The 23,078-nt window shown below is 71.3% G+C and carries 21 protein-coding genes; 6 read left to right on the plus strand and 15 right to left on the minus strand.

The window, feature by feature from the left end:
• Positions 1 to 106: 106 nt before the first annotated feature.
• Positions 107 to 1,015, minus strand: a complete 909-nt coding sequence (locus CDO52_RS17320; RefSeq protein ID WP_017617982.1) for a DUF4184 family protein — start codon at positions 1,013 to 1,015, stop codon at positions 107 to 109.
• 257 nt (positions 1,016 to 1,272) lie between these two features.
• Between CDO52_RS17320 and CDO52_RS17325 the strand changes: the two genes are divergently transcribed.
• Positions 1,273 to 2,439 carry a C15 family peptidase gene (locus tag CDO52_RS17325; RefSeq protein WP_094932532.1) on the plus strand — a complete coding sequence of 389 codons (1,167 nt, stop codon included), beginning with the start codon at positions 1,273 to 1,275 and terminating at the stop codon, positions 2,437 to 2,439.
• A gap of 44 nt (positions 2,440 to 2,483) precedes the next feature.
• Here the strand turns inward: CDO52_RS17325 and CDO52_RS17330 are convergent, their stop codons facing one another.
• Positions 2,484 to 3,182: a response regulator gene (locus CDO52_RS17330; protein ID WP_017617984.1), complete on the minus strand. Its 699-nt coding sequence runs from the start codon at positions 3,180 to 3,182 to the stop codon at positions 2,484 to 2,486.
• Complete coding sequence (locus tag CDO52_RS17335) at positions 3,179 to 4,477, minus strand: sensor histidine kinase (protein ID WP_232524232.1); 1,299 nt, start codon at positions 4,475 to 4,477, stop codon at positions 3,179 to 3,181. Before CDO52_RS17335 ends, CDO52_RS17330 begins: the two co-directional genes overlap by 4 nt.
• Before the next feature lie 157 nt (positions 4,478 to 4,634).
• Here CDO52_RS17335 and CDO52_RS17340 point away from each other — a divergent pair, with 157 nt between their 5' ends.
• Positions 4,635 to 4,982: a hypothetical protein gene (locus tag CDO52_RS17340; RefSeq protein WP_017617986.1), complete on the plus strand. Its 348-nt coding sequence runs from the start codon at positions 4,635 to 4,637 to the stop codon at positions 4,980 to 4,982.
• A 23-nt stretch (positions 4,983 to 5,005) separates the two neighbouring features.
• Here the strand turns inward: CDO52_RS17340 and CDO52_RS17345 are convergent, their stop codons facing one another.
• The 7 genes from CDO52_RS17345 to CDO52_RS17375 form a co-directional block, all read right to left on the minus strand.
• On the minus strand, positions 5,006 to 5,242 hold the full coding sequence (locus CDO52_RS17345; protein ID WP_232524234.1) for a hypothetical protein: 237 nt from the start codon (positions 5,240 to 5,242) through the stop codon (positions 5,006 to 5,008).
• A gap of 354 nt (positions 5,243 to 5,596) precedes the next feature.
• Positions 5,597 to 6,280, minus strand: a complete 684-nt coding sequence (locus CDO52_RS29135; protein ID WP_017617988.1) for a CatB-related O-acetyltransferase — start codon at positions 6,278 to 6,280, stop codon at positions 5,597 to 5,599.
• Positions 6,281 to 6,360: 80 nt separating this feature from the next.
• On the minus strand, positions 6,361 to 8,034 hold the full coding sequence (locus CDO52_RS17355; RefSeq protein ID WP_094932533.1) for an ABC-F family ATP-binding cassette domain-containing protein: 1,674 nt from the start codon (positions 8,032 to 8,034) through the stop codon (positions 6,361 to 6,363).
• Positions 8,035 to 8,389: 355 nt separating this feature from the next.
• Entirely contained in the window at positions 8,390 to 9,205 is an 816-nt protein-coding gene (locus tag CDO52_RS17360) for an energy-coupling factor ABC transporter ATP-binding protein (protein ID WP_017617990.1), read from the minus strand.
• Positions 9,202 to 10,059, minus strand: a complete 858-nt coding sequence (locus CDO52_RS17365) for an energy-coupling factor ABC transporter ATP-binding protein (RefSeq protein WP_017617991.1) — start codon at positions 10,057 to 10,059, stop codon at positions 9,202 to 9,204. The genes CDO52_RS17360 and CDO52_RS17365 overlap by 4 nt, the downstream gene beginning before the upstream one ends.
• Positions 10,060 to 10,845, minus strand: coding sequence for an energy-coupling factor transporter transmembrane component T family protein (locus tag CDO52_RS17370; protein ID WP_017617992.1), 786 nt, complete (start codon positions 10,843 to 10,845; stop codon positions 10,060 to 10,062).
• The gene (locus CDO52_RS17375; protein ID WP_017617993.1) at positions 10,842 to 11,819 is read right to left on the minus strand and encodes a hypothetical protein; all 978 of its coding nucleotides are present in this window, start codon (positions 11,817 to 11,819) and stop codon (positions 10,842 to 10,844) included. Before CDO52_RS17375 ends, CDO52_RS17370 begins: the two co-directional genes overlap by 4 nt.
• 349 nt (positions 11,820 to 12,168) lie before the next feature.
• On the opposite strand from CDO52_RS17375, the gene CDO52_RS17380 reads away from it, so the two are divergent.
• The 3 genes from CDO52_RS17380 (at position 12,169) to CDO52_RS17390 (ending at position 15,866) form a co-directional block, all read left to right on the plus strand.
• Complete coding sequence (locus CDO52_RS17380) at positions 12,169 to 13,671, plus strand: polysaccharide deacetylase family protein (protein ID WP_232524239.1); 1,503 nt, start codon at positions 12,169 to 12,171, stop codon at positions 13,669 to 13,671.
• Positions 13,672 to 13,824: 153 nt separating this feature from the next.
• Entirely contained in the window at positions 13,825 to 14,583 is a 759-nt protein-coding gene (locus tag CDO52_RS17385; protein ID WP_017617995.1) for an alpha/beta fold hydrolase, read from the plus strand.
• Positions 14,580 to 15,866: a cytochrome P450 gene (locus CDO52_RS17390; protein WP_017617996.1), complete on the plus strand. Its 1,287-nt coding sequence runs from the start codon at positions 14,580 to 14,582 to the stop codon at positions 15,864 to 15,866. Before CDO52_RS17385 ends, CDO52_RS17390 begins: the two co-directional genes overlap by 4 nt.
• Positions 15,867 to 15,933: 67 nt before the next feature.
• Here CDO52_RS17390 and CDO52_RS17395 read toward each other — a convergent pair whose 3' ends face one another.
• From CDO52_RS17395 to CDO52_RS17415, 5 genes are all read right to left on the minus strand, one after another.
• Entirely contained in the window at positions 15,934 to 16,749 is an 816-nt protein-coding gene (locus tag CDO52_RS17395; RefSeq protein WP_017617997.1) for a GvpL/GvpF family gas vesicle protein, read from the minus strand.
• Positions 16,750 to 16,998: 249 nt separating this feature from the next.
• Complete coding sequence (locus CDO52_RS17400; protein ID WP_017617998.1) at positions 16,999 to 17,415, minus strand: ABATE domain-containing protein; 417 nt, start codon at positions 17,413 to 17,415, stop codon at positions 16,999 to 17,001.
• A gap of 247 nt (positions 17,416 to 17,662) precedes the next feature.
• Positions 17,663 to 18,895, minus strand: coding sequence for a cysteine--1-D-myo-inosityl 2-amino-2-deoxy-alpha-D-glucopyranoside ligase (mshC, locus tag CDO52_RS17405; RefSeq protein ID WP_083919781.1), 1,233 nt, complete (start codon positions 18,893 to 18,895; stop codon positions 17,663 to 17,665).
• 176 nt (positions 18,896 to 19,071) lie between these two features.
• Positions 19,072 to 19,314, minus strand: coding sequence for a hypothetical protein (locus CDO52_RS17410; RefSeq protein ID WP_051060690.1), 243 nt, complete (start codon positions 19,312 to 19,314; stop codon positions 19,072 to 19,074).
• 189 nt (positions 19,315 to 19,503) lie between these two features.
• Positions 19,504 to 20,325, minus strand: a complete 822-nt coding sequence (locus tag CDO52_RS17415; RefSeq protein ID WP_017618001.1) for an NRDE family protein — start codon at positions 20,323 to 20,325, stop codon at positions 19,504 to 19,506.
• Positions 20,326 to 20,566: 241 nt separating this feature from the next.
• On the opposite strand from CDO52_RS17415, the gene CDO52_RS17420 reads away from it, so the two are divergent.
• Positions 20,567 to 23,059, plus strand: coding sequence for an HAD-IC family P-type ATPase (locus tag CDO52_RS17420; protein ID WP_094932534.1), 2,493 nt, complete (start codon positions 20,567 to 20,569; stop codon positions 23,057 to 23,059).
• Positions 23,060 to 23,078: the final 19 nt, after the last annotated feature.

The following is a 23,078-nucleotide window of genomic DNA, read 5'->3' on the forward strand; positions in this document are numbered from 1 at the left end:
CGGGAGTTCACGTTCCCTCCCCCAGGCCCGGTTAACCGTTCGAGCGTGTGCGGCGTCGTGCCCTCGGCGGCTCCTTCACCACTGCCCGGACACGCGGCGGCCGACGTCACTCCCGCATGCCCAGGTGCTGCTGGGGACCCGTGGTCTGGGGCTGTGGTCCGGTCGTCGCCCGCAGCGGGTGCGGACCTGGGAGGGTCGTCCGCTCACGACCGTCGGCCCGGGAGCCGCCCCGGCCCTGGCGAAGGGTAGCGATCAGCTGGAGGGCGGTATGGATCAGCGCGTAGACGAACACGCTGAATGTCAGCGCCATCACCGTGTCCACGGCGAGCATCGCCAGCTTGGTCCACACCAGATCGGCTTCGGTCTGCCACCGGTTGATACGGAACGCCTCGGCGGGCACCAGGGCGAAGTTGAGGGCGGCCAGGCCGACGAGGAGGGCCATCCCGGTCCACACTGGGACCCGCCACCAGCGGAGCGGGCCCACCTGCGGCTCCTCCTCAGCGGGAATCGCGCGCACCATCCACCTCACGCACCAGGCGATGATCGCCACCCCCAGCACGATGCTCAGACCGTCCTGCACCACCTGCTGCCGGGAGACACTGCCCACCACGGTGTCGGTCGTCAGGAATGGCAGGATGTCGCCATGGGTGACGCCGTCCAGCACGATGTGCGTGATGGCACCGAGGAACACCGAGAGCGCCGCCCAGCCCAGCGTCCGCGCGCTCCAGCGGAAGCCCTGGGACGGCCCGGCGAGCCTGCGGCGTGCCCAGCCCGGTGCCAGCGCCACCAGGGGCCGCTTGAGCAGCGCCTGAAAGACGACGAAGACGCCCATTCCCATCAGGGAGCCCAGAACGAGTTCGGACATCTGGTGGCCGAGGCTTCCGATCTCCGGCAGCGTCACCGGCACGAACTTCACGAAGTCCGGCGACATCGCGCCGATCGCCAGCGCCGACGGCACCAGTCTGTCTCGGGACATCGGAATCGCCACAGCGGCGTGGCAGATCGTGAACGGCACAGTACATCTCCTTTTCCTTCAGAGCCGAGTGCCGCCGCGTCATCCCCTCCGTCGACGCGAACGGCTCGGCCCGTAACACGACTCCTATCGCCACCCACCAGCGGGAAGGTTCGGGCCCCGAACGCGATCCACGTCATACCGCGCCCCGACCCGCGGCGGTCGCGGCCGGGTGAAGGCGGCGCGACCCGTGACAGGTAAACTCCGCACCGGCTCCACCGCCCATCCCCCTCGCATCGCCAACCCGGACTGGACACCGCGTGAACGCCACCGACCCGACCGTGGAGGAAAGCCGAGTCGAGCTGGAGGTGCCCCAGCAGCTCCTGCGCCGCTCCGGATTCGCAGCCGCGGCCCCCCTGTTCTCCGCCGATCTGGCCAGTGCCGGGAGCCTGGACGAGGCCGAGCAGGTGGTCACGTCGCACGGCCGCCGACTCTGGTCGGAGGCCGTACGCAAGGACGGGACGATCATCGACGACCGTCCGCTGTACTGGGCGCGGCTGACGCTCAGCACCCGGCTGCACGCCTGGCGTCCGGAGTTCCCGGTCGACGATCGGGACCGCGCCGCGCTCCTCACGCGCCTCGAACATGCCTCACGCGGCCACGACGACCTCGTCTTCCCGCCCGGCGACCGCAAGCTGCGCATCATCGTCACCGGATTCGACCCCTTCGGGTTCGACACCGACATTCGCGTGTCCAACCCCTCCGGCGTCGCGGCCCTGAGCCTGCACGACGCCACGTTCGAGGTCGCCGACCACACCGCCGTCGTGCGCACTGCCCTCTTCCCGGTGCGCTGGCGCGATCTCACCGACGGCATGGTGGAACGCGTCCTGCTGCCCCACTACACCGCCGACCCCGGCAGCTCCGCGGCGGCCGACGCCGTCATCACGGTCAGCCAGGGGCGCGAGGGCCGCTTCGACCTGGAGGCCCACAACGGTGCCTGGCGCGGCGGACGCGCCGACAACGAGGGCCGCACCGCGCCCGGCCTGATCCCGCTCGGCGCCGAGGCTCCCCGCATGGACCCGCAGCCGCAGTGGAGCCCCTCGTCCCTGCCCCGGCAAGCCATCGTCGCGCGGGCCGCCGGCGGTTTCCCCGTCTACGACAACACCGAGGTCATCGAGATCCCGGCCGATGCGGGTTCCGAAGGAGAACCCGTGCGCCGCCCGAACGGACCCACCCCCGCCTCCGCAGCTCGAGAGGGTGCGGGCGGCGACTACGTCTCCAACGAGATCGCCTACCGGAACACGGTGCTTCGCGACGCCACGGGCCGCTCCATCCCCGCCGGGCATGTGCACACGCCGGTGTTGAGTCTCGGCAGCACCGACCCCGGCCTGCTCACCGACCCGGCCTTCGAACGCGACCGCGCCGAAATCGTCGAGCAGCTGCGCACCATCGTCGGCGCCGCCGTGCGCCCGGCCGCCCCGGAGTAGTCGGGACGGGGAGGAGACCAGAGGGGCCGCAAGGCCCGCCGCCGTCACCGCCGCTCGGGCTGCCCCTCGCCCTCGGTGTCCGCGTCCATCAGACCGGTGCGGTACGCCCACGCCGCGATCTCCACGCGGTTGCGGGCGCGCAGTTTGCCCTGGATGCTCGCGAGGTGCGTCTTGACCGTGCTCAGCGAGACGAAGAGCCGATCGGCGACCTCCACGTTGGTCAGCCCCCGGGCGACCGCGCGCACGATGTCCACCTCGCGCTCGGTCAGCCCCTGGTCGCGGGGGTCGACGGCGCGGCGCGCCCCCGCGCCGCCCGGTCGGGCGAAGTGGCGCAGCAGTCGGACGGTGATCCGCGGGGAGACGAGCGCGTCGCCGCGGGACGCCGCGCGCACGGCCTCGATCAGCAGCGGCGGCCCCGCGTCCTTGAGGAGGAAGCCGACCGCCCCGCCCTCCAGCGCCGCGTGCACGTACTCATCGAGGTCGAACGTGGTGACCACGACGACCTTCAAGGGGTCGGCGACCCCGGGACCGGCCAGCCGCCGGGTGACCTCCAGGCCGTCGAGGCCGGGCATCCGGATGTCCATGAGGCACACGTCGGGGCGGAGCTCCCGGGCCAGGCGCAGCGCCTCGATACCGTCCCCGGCCTCGCCCACCACCTCGATGTCGTCTTCGGCATCGAGCATGTACCGGAAGCCCGTCCGGACCATGCTCTGGTCGTCGGCGAGCAGCACTCTGATCGTCATCTCTCCCCTTGCGCCCCATCCACCGCGTCGGCGTCCTGGAGGTCGGCGGTGCCCGCGGGCAGCTCGGCGCGCACGCTCCACCCCTGGCCGTTGGCGATCGGCCCGGCCGTGCAGGTACCGCCGAGCAGCTTGGCCCGCTCGGCCATGCCGATCAGACCGTATCCGCCGCCGTCGCCGAACGACGAGCCGCCGCCCCGGCCGTCGTCGCGCACCTCCAGCCAGACGCGGCCCTTGTCGACCTCGGCCCGGACCCGGATGCACGTGGCGTCGCGGGCATAGCGGCGGGCGTTGGTGACGCCCTCCTGGGCCATCCTGGCGATGGCCGTGCCCACGTCGGGCGCCACCTCCGCCAGGTCCCCGGACAGCCGCACCTCCACCGGCGGCCCGTTGTCGTCGCCGTCCGATTCGAGCGCGCGCAGTGCGGCCGCGAGGTCGGAGGCCTCTAGCGGCACCTCGTCGCCCTCCCGCAACGCGCCGACGAGGCGGCGCATCGCCGTCAGCGCCCGCGTCCCAGCGGCTTCGATCTCGGGAAGGGCTGTGACAGCCAGCTCCGGATTGCGCGCCCCGACGTGTTGGAGCGCCTGTGCCTGCACGACGATGCCGGTGATCTGGTGGGCCACGACGTCGTGCAGGTCGCGGGCGAGGGAGAGGCGCTCCTCCCGCCGGGCCCGGGCGACGTGGCTGGCGCGCTGGGCCGCCCGCCAGCGCAGGTAGAGGCCGGGGGCGAGCATGAGCAGCACGAGGGTCGCTATGGAAGTGGGATCGAAGTCGACGATCTCCCCGCCCCGCAGTGCCGCCACGAACTGTCCACTGCGCAGGGTGTCGGAGGCCAGGCACAGCATCGCCAGAGCGCTGATTCCGGCGATGGTCCGGGGGCGGCAGCGCAGCGCCACCAGCGTCACCACCAGGAACAGCGCTATCCCCTCGCTGGCCGCAAGGGCGTAGCCGAACAGTCCCTTGGGCCCCGGCATCAGGGCCACGGACGTCGCGAGCATCACCCCGGCGGCGGCCAGTGCGCTCAGTCCCGTGCGGCGGGGACTGACGACGTGCGGGACGGCGCTCACCGCGATGAGGCTCATCACCCCGCCCGAGACGATGGGCAGATAGTCCCGGTACGAGGGCGGCGGCCCGAGCCAGTCGGCCTGATCGCTGGGCTGCCCCAGGGCAATCCCGAGGCCGACGACCCACGCCGCTCCCAAGAGCCCCAGCGCGCCGACGACCAGCACGACGTCCAGCGCGCGCGACTGCTCCCCGCGCACCACGCGCCGCAGCGCCCCCATCACTGTGCCTTGCATAGCGCCAGATTAGAGGCGTCGGCGCTGGTTGTGCCTCGGCCGTTCGGCCGAGGCACAACCAGGTGACCACGACCTCCGCGTCTCGTGCCGATTCGCTGAGGTTGCCCCGTGCCTCGCTCTACCGCGGGACGTCCGAGATCCGCAGGACGGAGTCGCTATGTTCTACCCCTTGGGGATGGAGCTCCGGTTCTCCCCTCGCACCGACCGCGGTACAGCGACGGCCGAGGAGTCCGACCGGTTCGTAGACCGGATCACCGATGTTCTCTACAGCCTGGAGGACGCCGATCCCGCGATCTCCGATCCTGACACCGGTGCCAACCTGGCCGAGCGATCGATGGTGATGAGCATGCGGATCGACGCGAGCGCGCTCAGGGACGCGGAGAGGGTATTTCTGGCCAATATCCGTTACACATTGCGTGTAGCGGCGGACGGCACCACCACGTCGGGCAGCTTCGAACCAACGAAAGGACCGACGGTCCACGAGATCGGCCTGGCCTCTTCGTAAGCCGACGCTCCGGAGCCGGTCGATCATTCATAGGAAGTGGACGCGGCGAGCACACCAACGACGAATACGTAATAGAGGATCACAGCGATTAGGGCCAGCACGCCGACGCCGAACAGGATCCACCCTGCCAGCGTGCAGCCGCGCGAGGCGCGCGGGTTGCTGTTCGCGGTCGCCAGACCGATGATCGAGACCACGGTCCCGATCAGCCCGAACGGCCAGCACAGGAGAATCCCGACCACGTTGGCGATCAGGGCGCCCACCGCGGAGCCGGTACTCGCCGGGGGCTCGCCCATGGGGTGACCGCCGGGTCCGTAGCCGGGCGGGGGCGGCGGCATCCCCGGCCCGCCAGGTGGCGGCGGGGGCGGCTGCCAGCCGCCATGGGGTGGTCCACCCTGTCCGGGACCATAGGTCGTCGTTGTCCTCCGGTTGCTACCTCAGTCGACCGACCGCGTGTCGATGGTTGTGAACGAACTGGGCCGCGTCAGTTCGGTTCCGACGCGGCCCAAAGCCTTCTGGAGTATCCCAGAGAATCACGACATTGAGGATTCACACCCGCAGCGATCCCGCTCACCCCGCCACGAGCAGCGCGGGTGCACGCGCAGGACCACCGACCATCATGCGGAGGCGGATGCCCGGCTTTCGTCCATTTCCGCACGGACCTTCTCCGCGATGGCGACGATCTCGTCCACCGTGCCGCCCATCAGCGTGGCCGCGTGGCCGGTGACGGCGTCGATCGGCCAGTTCCACCAGGCCGCCTCCACCAGCCGTGCGGCGTCCTGTTCGCTGTAGCGCCGCTTGACCACGCGGGCCGGGCTGCCGCCGGCGACGGTGTAGGGCGGGACGTCGCGGCTCACCACGGCTCCGGCGGCGATGATCGCGCCGTCGCCGATGGTCACGCCGGGCGTGATCATCGCGTCGCGTCCGATCCACACGTCGTTGCCCACCACGGTGTCGCCCTTGGACGGGTGGTTCGCCAGGAACGTCTCCAGGCTGGCGTCCTGCCACGCGCCCGGGAAGATGCTGAACGGGAAGGCGGAGGGCCCGCTGCTCATGTGGTCGGCGTCGAGCAGGAAGCGGCTGCCCGCGGCGATCGCGCAGAACCGGCCGATGACCAGCCGTGCCGCGCCGAACGCGTAGAGCATCCGGTCCTCCTCGAAAGTTCCGGGGTCTTCGGAGGCGTCGTAGTAGGTGTACTCCCCCACGTCCAGCAGTTCGGAGGTGACGGTCGGCCGGATGAAGACGCACCGGCGCTCACCTTCGGCGAGCGGGAAGGGGTTGGCCGGGTTCGGTGCGGTCATGGAGCTCCTTGTCGTTGGTTCTTCGTGCGTGATGGTGGCTCTGCGCGGCGCCGACGCGTCCCGCGTCGCGCCGTCCCGGTTCACATCGCCGCGATCCGATCGCGCACCCGCCCGCCGTCGAGCCGCAGCTCCGGGCCGTCCCAGCCGCGGCGCAGCCAGCGGTCGTGCGTCGCCACCACGACCGCGCCGGGCGTGGTGCCCAGCGCCTCCTCCAACTCCTCGGCGAGAGTGAGGGAGATGTGGTTGGTGGGCTCATCCAGCAGCAGGACCTGCGGGGCGTTGCCGACCAGAAGGGCCAGGGCCAGGCGGCGGCGCTGTCCCACGCTCAGCTCTCCGACGGGGCGGTCGATGTCGCGCGGCGCGACCAGGCCGAGCTCGGTGAGGGCCGGGGCACCGCCGCGGTCGGCGGTCATCGCCGCGTAGTAGCGGCGCGGCGTCAGGTCGGGCCGCTGGAAGCGCACGTCCTGTTCGAGCAGGGCCACCGTCGCGCCGCGGCGCCACTGGACGGTTCCCCCTCCCGGGTCGATGCGGCGCGCGAGCACGTAGAGCAGGGTCGACTTGCCCGCGCCGTTGGGTCCGGTCACCAAGAGCCGCGCGTCGGCGGGCAGGTCCAGGTGGTCCAGGGCGAGCCGCCCCGGCACCTCGATGTCCCGGGCGATGAGCGCGTTGCCGTCGGCGACGGTGTCGCCGGTGAGAGCCGAGTCGAACCGGAGCGGCTCCGGCGGCTTGGCGACCTGGTCGCGCTCCAGCTCGTCCAGTCGCCGCTGGGCGTTGCGGACGCGCCGGGAGATCTGCTTCTGAACGGAATTACCCGTCGCGTCGTAGCACATCTTGTTCTTGTCCTTCATCGGGCGGGAGTACCCGACCTGGCGCGCGGTGGTGTGCACGGATCGGCGCAGGTACCGCAGTTCCTCCTGCTCCGCGCGGTGCTGCTGGTCCCAGCGCTCCCGCTCCACGCGCTTCTCGCGCAGGTAGTTGGTGTAGGCGTCGCCGTAGTAGGTGGGGCCGCTGCGCGAGGGGTCGAGGTCGAGGATGCCGGTACACACCTCGTCCAGGAACATCCGGTCGTGGCTGGTCACCACCACGACGCCGGGCAGCCCGCGCAGATGAGCCTCCAAGAACTCCACGGCCGCGTCATCGAGGTGGTTGGTCGGCTCGTCCAGCAGCAGGGCACGCGGCCGCCGGATGAGCAGGGCGGCCAGGCCGAGCCTGGTGCGCTGCCCGCCGGACATCGCGTCGATCCGCCGCCCGGGTTCGATCGTGTCCAGCCCCAGCCCGGCCAGGACCAGCTCGGCCCGCCGGTCGGCGTCCCAGACCTCGTGGGCCTCGGCCTGTTCCAGTGCTTCGGCGTAGGCGGTGAACACGTCCGTGTCGCCGGGACGGTCGTTCATGGTGTCGGCCAGCCGGGTCAGGCGCTCCTCCACGGCACGGCTGGGCGCCAGCGCCTCCTCCACGACCGCGGCCAGTGACATGTGGCCGGGGTAGGGCAGCTCCTGGTGCAGGAAGCCGGTGTCGGAGGGGCGGGTGACCTCGCCGCCGTCAGGGTCCTCGATTCCGGCCAGCAGCCGCAGCAGCGTGGACTTGCCGACGCCGTTCTCACCAACGAGGCCGAGGCGCTGCCCGGGGGCGACGTCCAGGGAGACGCCGTCGAACACCGGCGCGGCGCCGTAGGCCTTGGCAAGGTCGCGGGCGCGCAGCAGCGGCGCGGGGCCGACATCGGCGGGGGTCGACCGGTGGGTCTGCGTGGTCTGCAAGTACGACCACCTCCTGTTCGCGACGGAGGTGGGCCTCGGTGCGGGGACGCGCAGGGTGCGGCCCGGTCGGGACACGCGGGAGCGCGACACGCAAAAAAGACACCGAGGCCACACCGAAGGATCTTCGGATCACCCGCCGGGCACTGGCTCCAGCCCGAGAACTCTGGGATTCGGGCGAGCCGCCGCGATCGCGGGCGTGGTCTCGATGTCAGTAACGCACGAAGAGAAGGCTAGGTGAGGTGCGCCGGTCGCGCAAGTTCTTTTCCGCCGGGGCGCGGCCAACACGCGGCTGCCCCGGCTCATCCGAGCCGGGGCAGCCGCGGTCGCATCGGAGCGCGCGGCGCGTGCAGGGGCGTCAGGCGCCGGGGACCTGCTCGCGCAGTTCGCCGAGGAACCCGTCGACCGTCGTCACCGGGGCATCCCAGCCGAGCTCGGCGCCCAGACGCAGCATCTGCGGCGGCTCCACCCGAGCCTCGGCGAGCTTCTCCGCCTGGGTGAACACCACGTCGGCGGTCCCGTCGGCGATCACCCGGCCCTGCGCCATGACCACGACCCGGTCGAAGTTCTCCGCGACGAAGTCCATGTCGTGGCTGACCGCGAGCACGGTCGTGCCGCGCTCGTGCAGCTCATCGATGATCCGCGCGATCTGGGTGACGGCGACGTGGTCCTGGCCGGTCGTCGGCTCGTCAAGCACGATCACCGGGGTGTCCATGGCCAGTACGGACGCCAGGGCGACGCGCTTCCGCTCGGCCGGAGACAGGTGGTAGGGGTGGTGCTCGGCGTGCTCGGCGATGCCGGTGGCCGCCATGGCGGCGTCCGCGAGCCGGTGCACCTCCTCCTCGCCCTTGCCGAGGTTGCGCGGCCCGAACTCGACGTCGGCACGGACGGTCTTGGCGAACAGCTGGTCGGCCGGGTTCTGGAAGACATAGCCGACGTGCGCCGAGAGCTGGGCGATGCCGCGCCCGGCGGTGTCCTCGCCGCCGATGCGGATCGTGCCGCTGGAGGGCGTGTAGATGCCGTTGAGGTGCCGGGACAGCGTGGTCTTGCCCGCCCCGTTCTGCCCGATGATCGCGACGCGCTCGCCGCTCGCGATCTCCAGGTTCACCCCGTTGAGCGCGGTGACGCCACTGGGGTAGGTGTAGACGAGGTCGGAGATGCTGATGGCGGTCATTCCTGCTCCCCCTTGATCGCCGCGCGGAACCCGTCGGCGGCGCCGTCCAGCGTCACGGGCAGCGCCCGCTCCTGCGACCACATCCCGTCGCGCCGCGCCTCGGTGGCGGCGACGGTGAAGCGGGTGCGGCCGATGCCCCACGCGTCCATGCGCGGGTCCGTGAGGATGTCGGCGGGCGCGCCCTCGGCGACGATCCGGCCGTCGGCCACCACGTGCAGCTCGTCGGCGTGCTCGGCGAGCAGCTCCAGCTTGTGCTCGACCAGCAGCACGGTCATGCCGGTGGCGCGGATCGCGGCCAGCGCCTCGACGACCATGCGGGAGCCGCCCGGGTCGAGCTGGGAGGTGGGCTCGTCGAGGATGAGCACGTCGGGGCGCATCACCAGCATCGACGCGACCGCGACGACCTGCTGTTGGCCGCCGGAGAGCTCGTAGGGCGAACGGTCGGCGAGGTGGCCGATGCGCAGCCGCTCCATGACCTCCTCGACCCGCTCACGCATCGCGTCGCGCTCGATACCGAGGTTCTCGCAGCCGAAGGCGATCTCCTCGCGGACGCTGAACCGCGCGCCGGAGATCTGGTTGAAGGGGTCCTGCTGGACCAGGCCGACGCGGGTGACCAGCTCGGGCAGGGGGGTGTCGGCCACCACGAGATCGCCGACGGTGACGCTGCCGGTGTGCTCGCCGCCCTGGGCGTGCGGGATGAACCCGGCCGCGGCCATGGCGAGGGTGGACTTGCCGGACCCGCTGGCGCCGATGAGGCCGTGGAAGCGGCCGGGGCGCACGTCCAGCGAGATGTCCCGCAGGACCGGGGCCTCGCTGGTCGGGTAGGCGTAGGTGAAGTCGCGGAAGGTGATCATTTAGAGGACCCCCAACGTGTGCAGGGCGATCGCGAGGACCGCGAGCAGGATCATCGCCCACCGCGCCAGGCGCTGCCCGACACTGTCGGGGACGATGGTGAAGGCGGTGGGGCGCCGCGGCGACCCGAAGGCGCGCGACTCCATGGCGATGGAGCGGTTCTCCACGTCGGTGAGCGCGCCGAGGAGGAGCGGGCCCATGAGGGGGACGAGCCTGCGGGCGCGCGTCAGCGCGCCGCCGGAGCCCAAGTCGAGCCCGCGGGCCTGCTGGGCCTGCATGATGGCCCCGGCCCGCGCCTGGAAGGCCGGGATGATCTGCATGGTCGCCGAGATCACGTAGGCGATCTTGGGCGGCAGTCCGGCCTGCTGCATCGCCGACATCAGGGTGCCGGGATGCGTGGTGAGCAGCAGGACGATGAACGCGCTCACCATGACGAGCAGTCGCAGCGCGGTGGTCCCGGCGAAGACGAGGCCCTCGGTCTTGACGGCGAGCGGGCCCAGCTCGACGAGCACGGTACCGGGGTCGGGGTAGGTCAGGCCCTGCAGCAGGAAGAGGATGACCAGGAACGGTGCGAAGAAGCCCAGGACGAGCTTGATGAAGCGCGTGGTCACCCCGGCCGCGATGGCGGCGGGGATTTCCAGCAGGAGGAAGAGGACGGCGGGCCACCACAGGTTCTCCACGCCGAACGCGGCGATGGTGACGGCGGCGACGAACGCCAGCTTGGTGACCGGGTTGAGCCGGTGGATCCAGGTCGCGCCGTCCTGGTAGAAGTTGAGCGTCTGGCTCACAACCGGCCTCCTTCCTCGTCCTGGGTGGTGTCGGTGCCCGAGGCGCTCGGCGCCGCGCCGCTGCCGTCGCCGTCCTGGCCGTTCGCGGCGGCTGACGTGGCGGCCGGGGCGGTGGCGGCGATCGACGCCGAGACCGAGGCGCGGTCCGCTCCGGCGAGCACGTCGACATCGCGGGCCCTGGCCAGCACGGAGGCGCTGCGCGGCGCGAACACCGAGTGCTCGCGGGCGAACGGGAAGCGCTGGGAGAACCGGCTGGGCAGCGCGCGCAGGATGATCACGGCGACGAGGAACGCGATCGACTTGTCCAGCGGGTCGACCGTGAGGCCCTGGGCGATGGACGCCCCGAGGGTGTCGAGCCCCAGGGTCTGGAAGACCGCGACGATGGCCGAGCGTCCGGCCGAGGCGTTGGCCCCGCCGAAGATGAAGGCGGAGATGGGCCCGGAGACGAACGCGGCCACGACCCCCGTGGCGACACCGGCCGCGACGGCCGTGGGCACCCGGCGGGTCCATCCCCAGCGGGCGAACACGCCGGCCAGCAGACCGATGACGACCTGGGTGGTGGAGTACGGGAGCGAGGCCGGGCTGATGCTGATGCCCCAGATGACGTTGCTCAGCGCGCCGGTGGCGGCACCGGCCGCCGGTCCCGCCAGGAGCCCCACCAGGACGGTGCCGATGGAGTCGAGGTAGAGCGGCAGCCCGACCATGTTGTTGATCTGGCCGGCCACGATGTTGATCGCGATGGCGATCGGCAGCAGCGTCACGGTGGACGTGGGCATGCGCGCCATGGCCCCGGCGATGATGAGCCCCGAGCCGATCAGGTATCCGGCGAGGGCGATGAGTGCCGCCGGGCCGACGCCGGCACCACCCACGAGGCTCTCCGGCTGCCACACCACCAGGAAGAGGTAGGTGGTGATGATGATGGCCGATCCCGCCGTGATCAGCAGCCACGGTGGATAGCGCCGCGTGGTCGGCATGTTCCTCATGGTTCCCCTGGTCTGTTCCCCTGGTGCGGAGCGAAATGCGATCGGATCGCGGCATCGGCGGTGGCTGTACCCCGGTCGCACTGGAACGCCGCGTAACAAACTTCGCTTTAATCGCCTGCTGTCACAAATGACAACATTTCGCCGGATCGACCTTACCGGGCGAACAGGGGTCCCCCGACCACGAATGGCGGGACGACGCGCGTCGACACCGCTTCGTTGCACTCGCGTGCCGCGCATCGTATTTTCACAGTACGGGGGCCTACGGTGACATTCCGTATCTTCCCCCCGTGCCGCTTTCACCCACCATTCCGCCACCCGATCCCTGGGCAGGACCATGGCCGTGCACCTATCGACCCGTATCCCACGCCTGCTCTGCGCGGGCGTCGTCCTGACCCTGCTCTCGGTTTCCGGGTGCGCCCTCGGCACTGCCGAGGGCGCACCCCGGCTGCTCACGGTGCAGCCGAAGCGGATCGACGGAGTCAGCCTCGAAAAGCGGTCGATGGACGTGGACGGCCTGCGGATCAGCACCGTCCACCCGGTGGTCCCCGGCGCCCGCCCCTTCAGCACCGAGATCCGCACGACCATGGCCGAGCAGCAGACCGCGTTCATGACCGCGCGGGAGGGCGATGGCGAGGCGAGCCTGGAGCAGAAGGCCGAGTTCCTGGCGGCGTCGGACGACGTGCTGGGCGCCCGCATCACCACGCGGCGCGCCAACGGCGGCTCGGAGGCGTCCGCGTCGGCCACCACCCGCTGGTACGACGCCTCCACCGGCGAGGTCCTGCCGTGGACCGCGCTGTTCCGCGGCGAGGACGCGATCCGGGCGACGGCCGCGGAGGTCGCCCGGGTGCTGCACGAGGAGGAGGGCGTCGAACTCGACGAGCAGCCCGAGGGGCTGGGGCAGTCCGCCATCTCCGCCGCACCGTCGAACGCCGCCGAGGACGCTCCGTCCGACCCGGTCGAGGTCGCGGCGGAGGAGGCCTGGAAGCTGGCGGCCAAGCTGGACGGTTCCCCGCTGGAGGACGTCGGCTTCGGCACCACCGGCGGCCTGATCGTCAGCTTCCCCGGCGAGCCCGGGGAGGAGGGCGCGGGCGAGCGTTCGGTGGCGCTCGACGCCGACTTCACCCGGCCGCTGCTCTCCGCGTTCGGTGAGCGCGCCCTGACCGCCGCGACCAGCGAGGAGAAGGAGGAGAAGGTCGACCTCGGCAACGCGCCCTCCGCCGCCGGCCCCACCCCCACACTCGACTGCGCCCGGGTGCCGTGCGTGGCCCTCACGTTCGACGACGGGCCCGGCAAGCACACCGGGCGGCTCCTGGACGACCTCGCCGACTACTCCGCGAAGGCCACCTTCTACGTGCTGGGCACCATGGTGGAGGAGGCGCCCGACGTCGTCGCCCGTGCGGCGCGCGAGGGCCACGAGATCGCCAACCACACCTGGAAGCACGACGACCTCACCGGCAAGTCCGGCAAGGGCGTCGCCGCCGACCTCGCCCGCACAGCCAAGGCCATCGAGAAAGCCACGGGAACTCCGCCGCGCACCATGCGCCCGCCCTACGGCGCCTACGACGACACCTCGCTGAAGCACACCGACTACCCGGTGATCATGTGGGACGTCGACACCCTCGACTGGATGAACCGCGATACCCGCAAGATCACCAAGATCGCCACCACCGAGACCACCCCCGGCAGCATCGTGCTCTTCCACGACATCCACGCCCCCACCATCGACGCCATCCCCACCGTGCTGCGCACTCTGCACGAGCAGGGCTACCACTTCGTCACCGTCACCGAGCTGTTCGGCGACACGGAGCTGGAACCGGGCACGATCTACCGGCGCCGCGACTAGCAGGCCGCCGACCGAGCGGCTCCGGTCGCGGAATGCCGGGCGCGGCCGCGGGTTCCGGGCTTCCGCCACCCCGGCGTCGCCCATTGACATTCGTAGTGATCTGTTTCACTCTGCCGTTCGTCGAACCAGCCGCGATGGAACGAGGAGACACCGATGACGGACGGCTACCGCACCTTCGGCCACGGCGACCACAAGGTGCTGGCGCTCAACGGCTGGTTCGGATCGGCGGAGGCGTGGCGGCCTCTGCTGCCGCACCTGGACCCCACGGCCTTCTCCTATGTGTGCCTGGACTACCGGGGCTACGGTGCGCGCAAAGGGATCGCCGGGGAGTACTCGCTGGCGGAGGCCGCGCGCGACGCGCTGGAGTTCGCCGACGACCTCGGCTGGAGCCGCTTCTCGGTCATCGGGCACTCCATGGGCGGCAGCGTGATGCAGCGGATCCTCGCTGATGCCCCGGAGCGGGTCCGCGGCCTGGTGGGGATCTCTCCGGTTCCGGCGAACGGAATCCCCTTCGACGAGCAGTCCTGGCAGCTGTTCCGCGGGGCGGTCGAGGAGCCGGCGAACAGGCGCGCGATCATCGACCTCACCACCGGGAACCGGCTGACCGGGGTATGGCTGGACACCATGGTCGAGTACTCGCTGTCCAACTCCGACAAGGCGGCCTTCTCCGCCTACCTGGACGCCTGGGCGCGCACCGACTTCCACACCGAGATCGCCGGGAGCACGGTGCCGATCAAGGCGATCGTGGGCGAGCACGACCCGGCGATCAGCGCCGACGTGCTGCGCTCCACCTTCGAGAAGTGGTACCCCAACCTCGAGATCGACGTGCTGTCCAACGCGGGCCACTACGCGGTGGACGAGACGCCGATCGCGCTGGCCACCAGCATCGAGCGGTTCCTGGTGGAGGTGTGACCGCCGCGGCGACGACCCACGAGCGGGCGGAGCCGCCCGATGTCTTCGACCCCCGTGTCTTCGCGCGCGGGCTTCCGCACGCCGCTTTCCGCGCGCTGCGCGACTCCGCGCCGGTGTGCTGGCAGGCGGAGCACGAGGTGGAGGGCTGGCCGGCCGGGCCCGGGTTCTGGGCGGTCACCCGGCACGCCGACGTCAAGCACGTGCTGCGCACACCCGAGGTGTTCTCCTCCCAGCTGGGCGCCACCCAGATCCGCGACCCCGACCCCGACGACCTGCCGTTCATCCGGCGGATGGTCCTCAACATGGACCCGCCGGAGCACGTCCGGCTGCGCCGCCTGATCACCTCGGTGTTCACCCGGCGCCGCCTGGAGCGGTTCACCGACGCCGTCACCGAGCGAGCGCGGCACCTGATCGACGCGGTCGCCGAGCGGGGGCGCTGCGACCTGCCGGTCGAGGTCACCGACGACTTCCCGTTGAGCAACCTCGCCGATCTGATCGGGGTTCCCGCCGCCGACCGCCATCTGATGCTGGAGTGGACCAACCGGGTGATCGGCTACCAGGACGACGAGCACGCCGAGGTGGTCGTCGACGGCCAGGGCCGCCCGGTCAACCCGCGCTCGCCGCGGATGCTGGGGGACATGTTCGACTATGCGGGGGAGCTGGCCGCTGCCAAGCGGGCGCATCCGGCCGACGACCTGATGACGGCCCTGGTCCACGCCGAGGTCGACGGGCGCGGGCTCACCGACGCCGAGCTGCGGATGTTCTTCTTCCTGGTGGTCATCGCGGGCAACGACACGGTGCGCAGCGCCCTGCCCGGAGGGCTCCTGGCCCTCATCGACCACCCGGAGGAGTACCGGAGGCTGCGGGACCGCCTCGAGCTGCTGCCCACGGCGATCGAGGAGATGCTGCGCTGGCATCCGCCGGTCCTGAGCTTCCGCCGCACCGCCGCCCGCGACACCGAGCTGGCCGGACAGGCCATCCACGCCGGTGACAAGGTGGTGGTCTACCACGCCTCGGCCCACTTCGACGAGCGGGTGTTCCCCGATCCCCTGCGCTTCGCGATCACCCGCGACCCCAACCCCCACATCGCCTTCGGTCAGGGGCCGCACCTGTGCATCGGAGCCCACTTCGCCCGGCTGCAGATGCGGATCTTCTTCACCGAGGTGCTCACCCGGCTCCCGCCCATGGAACTGGAGGCACCGGTGACCCGACTGACCTCGAACTTCATCAACGGCATCACCCACATGCCCGTTCGCTGGACGGCCCCGGTGCGGGCCACCTGACCGCCGGGACGGCGGTCAGGGACGGGCAGCGCGTTCAGGGCGGGTCGGGCGCCGGTGCGGGCGGCGCCTAGAGCCGCGCCTTGACCGCGGGGCAGATATGCCGGGTGTCCGCGGCACCGAGGGCCATCGTCGCGAACGAGTAGGGCGCCCACGGCCCGGAGACCGTAATGCGGATGCCGCGGGGAACACTGGCGCGGAGCCGCTCGGCGATGCGCAGAATCTGGGGCGTCCGGTCGGCGGGGATGAGGTAGGAGGTGTGCATGACGCTTTCTCCTCCTGTTCCCGACCGTCGGGTGTCCGGGGGGTGGTGGTCCTCGCGTGCCTCGGCGAGTCCGCCGACCAGGTCGTCGGCGCGACGCGCCAGGGCCGCCGCGTCACGCCTGAGGTCCTCGGCGCCTACGGGGGGCCGACGGCGCTCATCTCGGTAGGTTCGGTCGGCCGCACCACGGGCGCCCTGGGTGACGCCGCCCGGCCGCGCCGGCGGGCACGTGGAGATCTTGACGCCCCATTCGACGCGTCCGCTCAGCCGCCGGAGGAGCCCTTCGAACCGCCCGTGCTCGTCGCGCAGCAGCGCGCGCACCTGCTCCTCGCCGTCGTACACGCTCGCCATCCGCAGCGGGATCACCGCGCTGTTCTGGGAGATCTCGTCGACCACCCGATGGTGGGCGCGCGCTGCGGACTCCAACCACTCGATGTCCTCCAAGTGCGCCCGGAACCCCCGCTCGTCATAGGAGTTCACGGGAATAGAGCTGACAGCGGCCGCGAGATTCTGCTGTGACACCACATACACCGGACAACCGCCGACACCGCGCGCGTCACCCAGTCTGTGCTGTGGAAACGGCCGCGCGACCGCGTAGACGTAGACCGCGTTCCTTTCCTCCACCGGTCCATTCCTCTCCCTCGGGACGGGGGTGTTCGTCTACCTATGTCCGATGCCGTCCGATCGTGCTGTGTTCGCCCGAGGAGTGGCCACACCGCGCCACTGTGTAATACGCGCTGCTCAACGCGGCAATTTAATGCTGACCGATTTCAGCAAAATGGCATACCACCATGTCATGGGATGTTATTCACCGACACATTTCGGGGACCCATCGCAGCCGCCCGCCGGATGGATCCCCCTGGAGAAAAAGGGTCAGACCTTGATCTTGCGCCACTCCCCGGTGGCCAGGATCGTCGCCCAGGCGCCCGCGATGCGGGCGAGCCCACGGCGCACCTCGTCGACGACGGCGGGCGCCAGAGCGGACACCGCCCCGTCGGACGGCTCGATGCGCACGGTCACGCGCAGCCCGTCGAGGACGCGCTGCGCCTTGTTGATCACCTCGGTGTCGGCGGGGTGGCCTGCGGCGCGGCGGAGTTGGGCGTACATGCCGTCGCGCAGGGTCATGGCTTCGTCGAAGTCGGCGAGCGTGATCGGAATGGCTCCGTCGGTCGTCAGCCGATGCTCACGCATGAACCGCGCGAGGTCCGCACGGTCACCCAGGGTGTCGCCGGTGACAACGAAGGAGCGTACGAGATCTGCTGCGGTCGATAGCTGGATGGGGGTCGTCATGCCCCCATCTCACCACGGCCGGGGTCGGTCTGAAGCCGGTCGTGCCCATCTCGGCCGAATTAGGCCGTGATCGACCAGGAATGCCGGGGAATCGGGGGTGCGCCCCTGATCCGGACCGTCCGTTTTGCGCGCATCGGAAAGGTCTAATCGCCCCCTCCGTTGATCTCGGACATATCGACCGAATAATGGCGCATATGAGGTCGGTATCTCCGAGATCAACGGAGGGGGCGACGACGTCGGTGGAACGTCAGTGAAGCTCGACGCCGAGGAGGGTGTCGGCGATGTCCGCGGCCAGGGCGGGAGCGGCGGGGTCGACCTGGGTCGGGCCCGCCAGGGCGGCCTCGGCCCAGGTGTCCATGGCGGTGAGGGCCGTGGCCGTGTCGAGGTCGTTGGCGAGGGCCTCGCGCACCTGGGCCAGCAGGGGCGTGGCGTCGGGGCCGTCGGGGCGGGCGGTGGCGGCGCGCCAGCGGGCGAGGCGGTCGGTGGCCCGGGTGAGCTCGGCGTCCGTCCACTCCCAGGTGCCGCGGTAGTGGTGGGCGAGCATGGCCAGGCGGACGGCCATCGGGTCGGCGCCCTGCTCACGCAGACCGGAGACGAACACGAGGTTGCCCAGCGACTTCGACATCTTCTCGCCGTTCAGGCCGACCATGCCGACGTGCATGTAGTTGTGCGCGTGGGGTCCGGTGCCGGTCGCACATCGCGCCTCGGCGGCGCCCATCTCGTGGTGCGGGAAGACCAGGTCGCTGCCGCCGCCGTTGAGGTCGAAGCCCATGCCCAGCTCGTGCAGGGAGATCGCGCTGCACTCGACGTGCCACCCGGGGCGGCCGCGGCCCAGCGGCGTGTCCCAGGCGGGTTCGCCCGGGCGCTCGGCACGCCACAGCAGCCAGTCCAGCGGGTCCTTTTTGCCAGGGCGGTCGGGGTCGCCGCCGCGCTCGGCGAACAGCCGCAGCATCTCCGCCCGCTCCAGGCCGCTCACCTCGCCGAAGTGCGGCGCGGACTCGGCGGCGAAGTAGATGTCGCCGTCGAGTTCATAGGCGGCGCCGCGCTCGCGGATCTTGGCCACGAACTCCGCGATGAGGTCGATGGACTCCACGACCCCCACGTAGGCGCGCGGCGGCAGGATGCGCAGCGCCGACATGTCCTCGCGGTAGACCTCGATCTCGCGCTCGGCCAGCGCCCGCCAGTCCTCCCCGTTCGTCTCGGCGCGCTCCAGCAGGGGGTCGTCCACGTCGGTGGTGTTCTGCACATAGTCGACCTCGTGTCCGGCGTCCCGCCAGACGCGGCCGACCAGGTCGAAGGTCAGGTAGGTGAAGGCGTGGCCGATGTGGGCGGCGTCGTAGGGGGTGATCCCACAGACATACATCCGCGCGGTTGGGCCCGGATCAGTGGTGCGCAGGGCGCCGGTAACGGTGTCGTGGACGCGGAGCGGCCCGCCGTTGCCGGGCAGGCGGACGATGTCAGGCGCAGACCAAGAACGCATACATTCGAGACTATCCGCCGGTGTGGGCGGGAATGCCCGAACTCGGCGCCCGGAAAAGAGGCGATCCTCCCAGCCCCGCAGGGAATAGCGCGCGTGTGGCGGCGGCCCAGTCACCGGTTGCCCGTGCGCCCGCCCGCGTTCGGCTCCGGAGAGCGGAGGTCACCGCGGACCCGGTGTCACAAGGTGCGGCTCTGCCAGTAGACGCGCGCGATGCTGCAGGCGCTGATCAGTACGGCGACAACGCACAGCGCCGCGAGCAACTCGTTGCCCAGCCGCCAGTGCATCACCGCGGCGGCGAAGGACACCACATAGAGCAGCCAGTAAGCCGCCGATTCCAGATAGTAACCGGGCGGGCGGGGGCGGGCGATTCGACCGTCCTCACCCCTCTGCCCCCCGTTGCAGGTTCTTCGAGCTATCACGTGATGTCGCAATCCCGGACCTTCCCCGACGACGCGGGGCGCCTGTAGGTGGGTTGACGTGGTTGGGGCCGATTGTGGCGAGACACCATCCGGCCAGGATCCGATCGCGGTCCGATCCCGCCGTAAGGAGACGCCACACGTGGCGCCGAGGTTTACCGGCCACGCCCCCGCCTCGGGAAGATCGCCAGGTCAGCGGAGTACCCGCCAGGCGCTGGGGTCGCCCGGCGCGCCGGTGAAGGCGTAGCGCGCCTCCTGCTCGGAACAGGCGACCAAGGATACCGATCCCGATGCCCACACCCGGCCGTGGCCGAGGTCCGCCCGGGCGATCAGGGAGGAGGGGTCGTCGGGGTCGGGACCGAGCCCGCCGGTGCGAGCGGGACCGCGCGCCGCCTCGTCGACCAAGCGCCGCCAGGCGCCCCAGATCTCGTCGGGCTCCCTCGCCGTGCGCAGCACGCCGGCGCCGGGGCGCGGACGCGCCTCCTCGAACAGCGGGGTGTGCCGCTTGGCGCGTGGCTCATCACGGTCGAGACCGGTGTTGACCAGGACGCTCACGCCGGGCGGCAGGGTCTGTTCGGCGAGTTCGCGGCCGTCCCAGCTGTAGAGCACGGCCGACTCGGCGTCCGCGCCGAGCAGGTGGAAGGGCTCGTAGCGGTGCAGGTCCTCCGTGCCGAGACCGAGCGTGCCGTACTCGGCCATGAGCAGCGGCAGGCGGCCCCGGCTGAGCCGGTCGACGTCGGCCGGGACGGTAGGCTCCAGGTTCGGCGTGCGGTCGCCCCGCGGCCAGCCGTTGAGGAGGGCGCCGACACGCGGCCCCTTGCCGTGGCCCTCACTCGTGCGCACGGCCAGCCAGGTCCCGCCCTCGCGGGGGTCGCGGCCACCGAGCAGGTCGGGGTACCGGGGCCAGTGCCGGTCCGGCCCCTCCCAGCCGCGTTCGACCATCTCGTCGCGTATCGCCACGAGCAGCAACGGGACCTCGGCTTCGGGATCGAAGCCGACGATAGCCGTGCACATCCGCGTTCTCCTCGCCCTTCGCTCGGCGGCGCTGTATGGCGCCCTGGCGCCCGCCGACCGCCGCTCCGGCCCGGAGAGAGGGACACGCGGCAGCACACCGGGCGGAACGGGTCCTGGCACTACCGCCGAGGTTCACGGCTTCGCATAGGCTTCTGGTCGGTCGGGCGCGAAGCGTGGTCCCTCGTCGGCCGTTTTCCCGATTCCCCCTTCATTGTGACCGCAGCGACTTCCTGGAGCGTGGATGGCCCCCCAAGGCGGACGAACGGAGCAGGTCGCCGACGCCGCCGAGGAGGTGCGCGGGCTCTCCGCCGACCAGGTCGCCGAGCGCGTCGCCCAGGGACGGACCAACGACGTCCCGGTACGCGCCAGCCGCACCCTGGGCCAGATCATCCGGGGCAACCTCTTCACCCGCATCAACGCGATGATCGCCGTCCTCTTCGCCATCATCGCGGTGATCGGCCCGGTACAGGACGGCCTGTTCGCCCTGGTCGTCGTCGTCAACACGCTGATCGGCATCGTTCAGGAACTGCGGGCCAAGCGCACCCTCGACCGGCTGGCGATCGTCAACGCCGCCCACCCCCGGGTGCTGCGCGACGGCCAGGTCGTCGAGATCCGCCCGCAAGAGGTCGTACTCGACGACGTGATCGAGCTGGGGCAGGGCGACCAGGTGCCGGTGGACGGCGACGTCGTGTCCGCCACAGCGCTGGAGGTCGACGAGTCGCTGCTGACCGGCGAGGCCGACCCGGTGCTCAAGGCCCCCGGCGACACGGTCATGTCGGGCAGTTTCGTCGTCGCGGGCACCGGCCGGTTCCGCGCCGCCAAGGTCGGCCGCCACGCCTACGCGGCCCGGCTGGCCGAGGAGGCCAGCCGGTTCAGCCTGGTCCACTCCGAGCTGCGCTCGGGCATCAACCGCATCCTGACGTTCATCACCTGGGCACTGTTCCCCATCGGCGGGCTGCTCATCTACAGCCAGCTGGCCCTCGGCGGCGAGGTCGTCATCCGCAAGAGCATCGGCGACGGCCAGGTCTCCGGTCCGCTGGCCGAGGCACTGCGCGGCATGGTGGCCGCCCTAGTGTCGATGGTCCCCGAGGGCCTGGTCCTGCTGATCAGCATCGCCTTCGCGGTGGGCGTCGTCCGGCTCGGCCGCCGCCATTGCCTGGTGCAGGAGCTGCCCGCGATCGAGGGCCTGGCCCGCGTGGACATCGTGTGCACCGACAAGACCGGAACGCTCACCGAGAACGGCATGCGCCTGGCGGAGCTGCGCGACCTGGGCGGCGAGCTCGACGGGGAGCGCACCGCCCCGCGCGAGGTGCTGGCGGCGCTGGCCGCGGCCGACCCCCGCCCCAACCCGAGCCTGGCGGCGATCGCCGAAGCCTGCGGCGACGCACCGGACTGGCCGGTCACGGCCACGGCCGCGTTCTCCTCGGCACGCAAGTGGAGCGGCGCGAGTTTCACCGCCCCGGCCGGCCAGCGGCATTGGGTCCTCGGCGCACCCGACGTGCTCGCCGCCCCGAACAGCCCGGAGGCCGCCGAGGCCGAGCGCATCGGCGCCCAGGGGATGCGGGTGCTACTCCTGGCCCGCTCCAGCGTGCCGGTCGACGCCCCCGAGGCGCCCGGCCGCCTCACGCCCGTCGCGCTGGTCGTGCTCGACCAGCGCGTGCGCGACGACGCCGCGCCCACCCTGCGGTACTTCGGCGACCAGGACGTCGAGGTCAAGGTCGTCTCCGGCGACAACGCCGCCTCCGTCGGGGCCGTCGCCCGGGAGCTGGAGCTCCCCGGCGCCGCCGACCCCGTCGACGCCCGTGACCTGCCCGGCGAGCGCCGCGGGTTCGACGACACGGTGGAACGGACCACCGTGTTCGGGCGGGTGACGCCCGAGCAGAAGCGCGACATGGTGCGCGGGCTGCGCAAGCGCGAGCACACGGTCGCGATGACGGGCGACGGCGTCAACGACGTCCTGGCGCTCAAGGAAGCCGACATCGGCGTGGCGATGGGCTCCGGCAGCCCGGCTTCGCGGTCGGTGGCGCAGATCGTGCTGCTGGACAACCGGTTCGCCACCCTTCCGGCGGTGGTGGCCGAGGGGCGGCGGGTCATCGGCAACATCGAGCGCGTCGCCAACCTGTTCCTCACCAAGACCGTGTACTCGATGACGATGGCCACCATCGTCGGCCTGCTCGCCGTGTCCTACCCGTTCTTCCCGCGGCACGCCACCCTGATCAACGCGGTGACCTTCGGCATCCCGGCGTTCTTCCTGGCCCTGGCGCCCAACACCGAGCGCGCCCGCCCCGGGTTCGTGGCGCGGACGCTCCGGCTGGCCGTCCCCGCTGGCCTCATCAGCGGGCTCGCGGCCGTGACCACCTACCTGCTCGTGCTGCGCGGGGCCGCGATGCCCGAGCTGACCGACCGCACGGCCGTGGTGATCACCCTGTGCGCGACCACGCTGTGGGTGCTGCTGCTGGTGGCCAAGCCGTATGTGTGGTGGAAGGTGGTGTTGGTGGGCGCGATGGTGGGGCTGCTGTGCAGCGTGCTGGCCACACCGTATGGGCGGGAGTTCTTCGCGCTGGACATCAGTGACCCCGGCAAGATCGTCACCGCCCTGGCCGTGGCGGCGGTGGCGGCCGGCCTGATCACGGTCGTGCGCGTGGTCGACGACCGGTTCATCCGCCGCGACCGGGAGCGAGAGGATCGCGCGCGTGCCGGTGGAGCCGCGCGGCGGCAGGGCGCGGGCGTCTGAGCGACCGCCGACCGCACCG

This window comes from Nocardiopsis gilva YIM 90087 (genome assembly GCF_002263495.1).
Taxonomy (GTDB): domain Bacteria; phylum Actinomycetota; class Actinomycetes; order Streptosporangiales; family Streptosporangiaceae; genus Nocardiopsis_C; species Nocardiopsis_C gilva.

Bases quoted from the DNA above. Each gene is read 5' to 3' on its own strand.
- CDO52_RS17420 (WP_094932534.1), top strand. From the start codon at position 20,567: ATGGCCCCCCAAGGCGGACGAACGGAGCAGGTCGCCGACGCCGCCGAG.
- CDO52_RS17400 (WP_017617998.1), bottom strand. From the start codon at position 17,415: ATGACGACCCCCATCCAGCTATCGACCGCAGCAGATCTCGTACGCTCC.
- CDO52_RS17330 (WP_017617984.1), bottom strand. From the start codon at position 3,182: ATGACGATCAGAGTGCTGCTCGCCGACGACCAGAGCATGGTCCGGACG.
- CDO52_RS17375 (WP_017617993.1), bottom strand. From the start codon at position 11,819: ATGCCGACCACGCGGCGCTATCCACCGTGGCTGCTGATCACGGCGGGA.
- CDO52_RS17385 (WP_017617995.1), top strand. From the start codon at position 13,825: ATGACGGACGGCTACCGCACCTTCGGCCACGGCGACCACAAGGTGCTG.
- CDO52_RS17360 (WP_017617990.1), bottom strand. From the start codon at position 9,205: ATGACCGCCATCAGCATCTCCGACCTCGTCTACACCTACCCCAGTGGC.
- CDO52_RS17335 (WP_232524232.1), bottom strand. From the start codon at position 4,477: ATGCAAGGCACAGTGATGGGGGCGCTGCGGCGCGTGGTGCGCGGGGAG.
- CDO52_RS17365 (WP_017617991.1), bottom strand. From the start codon at position 10,059: ATGATCACCTTCCGCGACTTCACCTACGCCTACCCGACCAGCGAGGCC.
- CDO52_RS17415 (WP_017618001.1), bottom strand. From the start codon at position 20,325: ATGTGCACGGCTATCGTCGGCTTCGATCCCGAAGCCGAGGTCCCGTTG.
- CDO52_RS17340 (WP_017617986.1), top strand. From the start codon at position 4,635: ATGTTCTACCCCTTGGGGATGGAGCTCCGGTTCTCCCCTCGCACCGAC.
- CDO52_RS29135 (WP_017617988.1), bottom strand. From the start codon at position 6,280: ATGACCGCACCGAACCCGGCCAACCCCTTCCCGCTCGCCGAAGGTGAG.
- mshC (WP_083919781.1), bottom strand. From the start codon at position 18,895: ATGCGTTCTTGGTCTGCGCCTGACATCGTCCGCCTGCCCGGCAACGGC.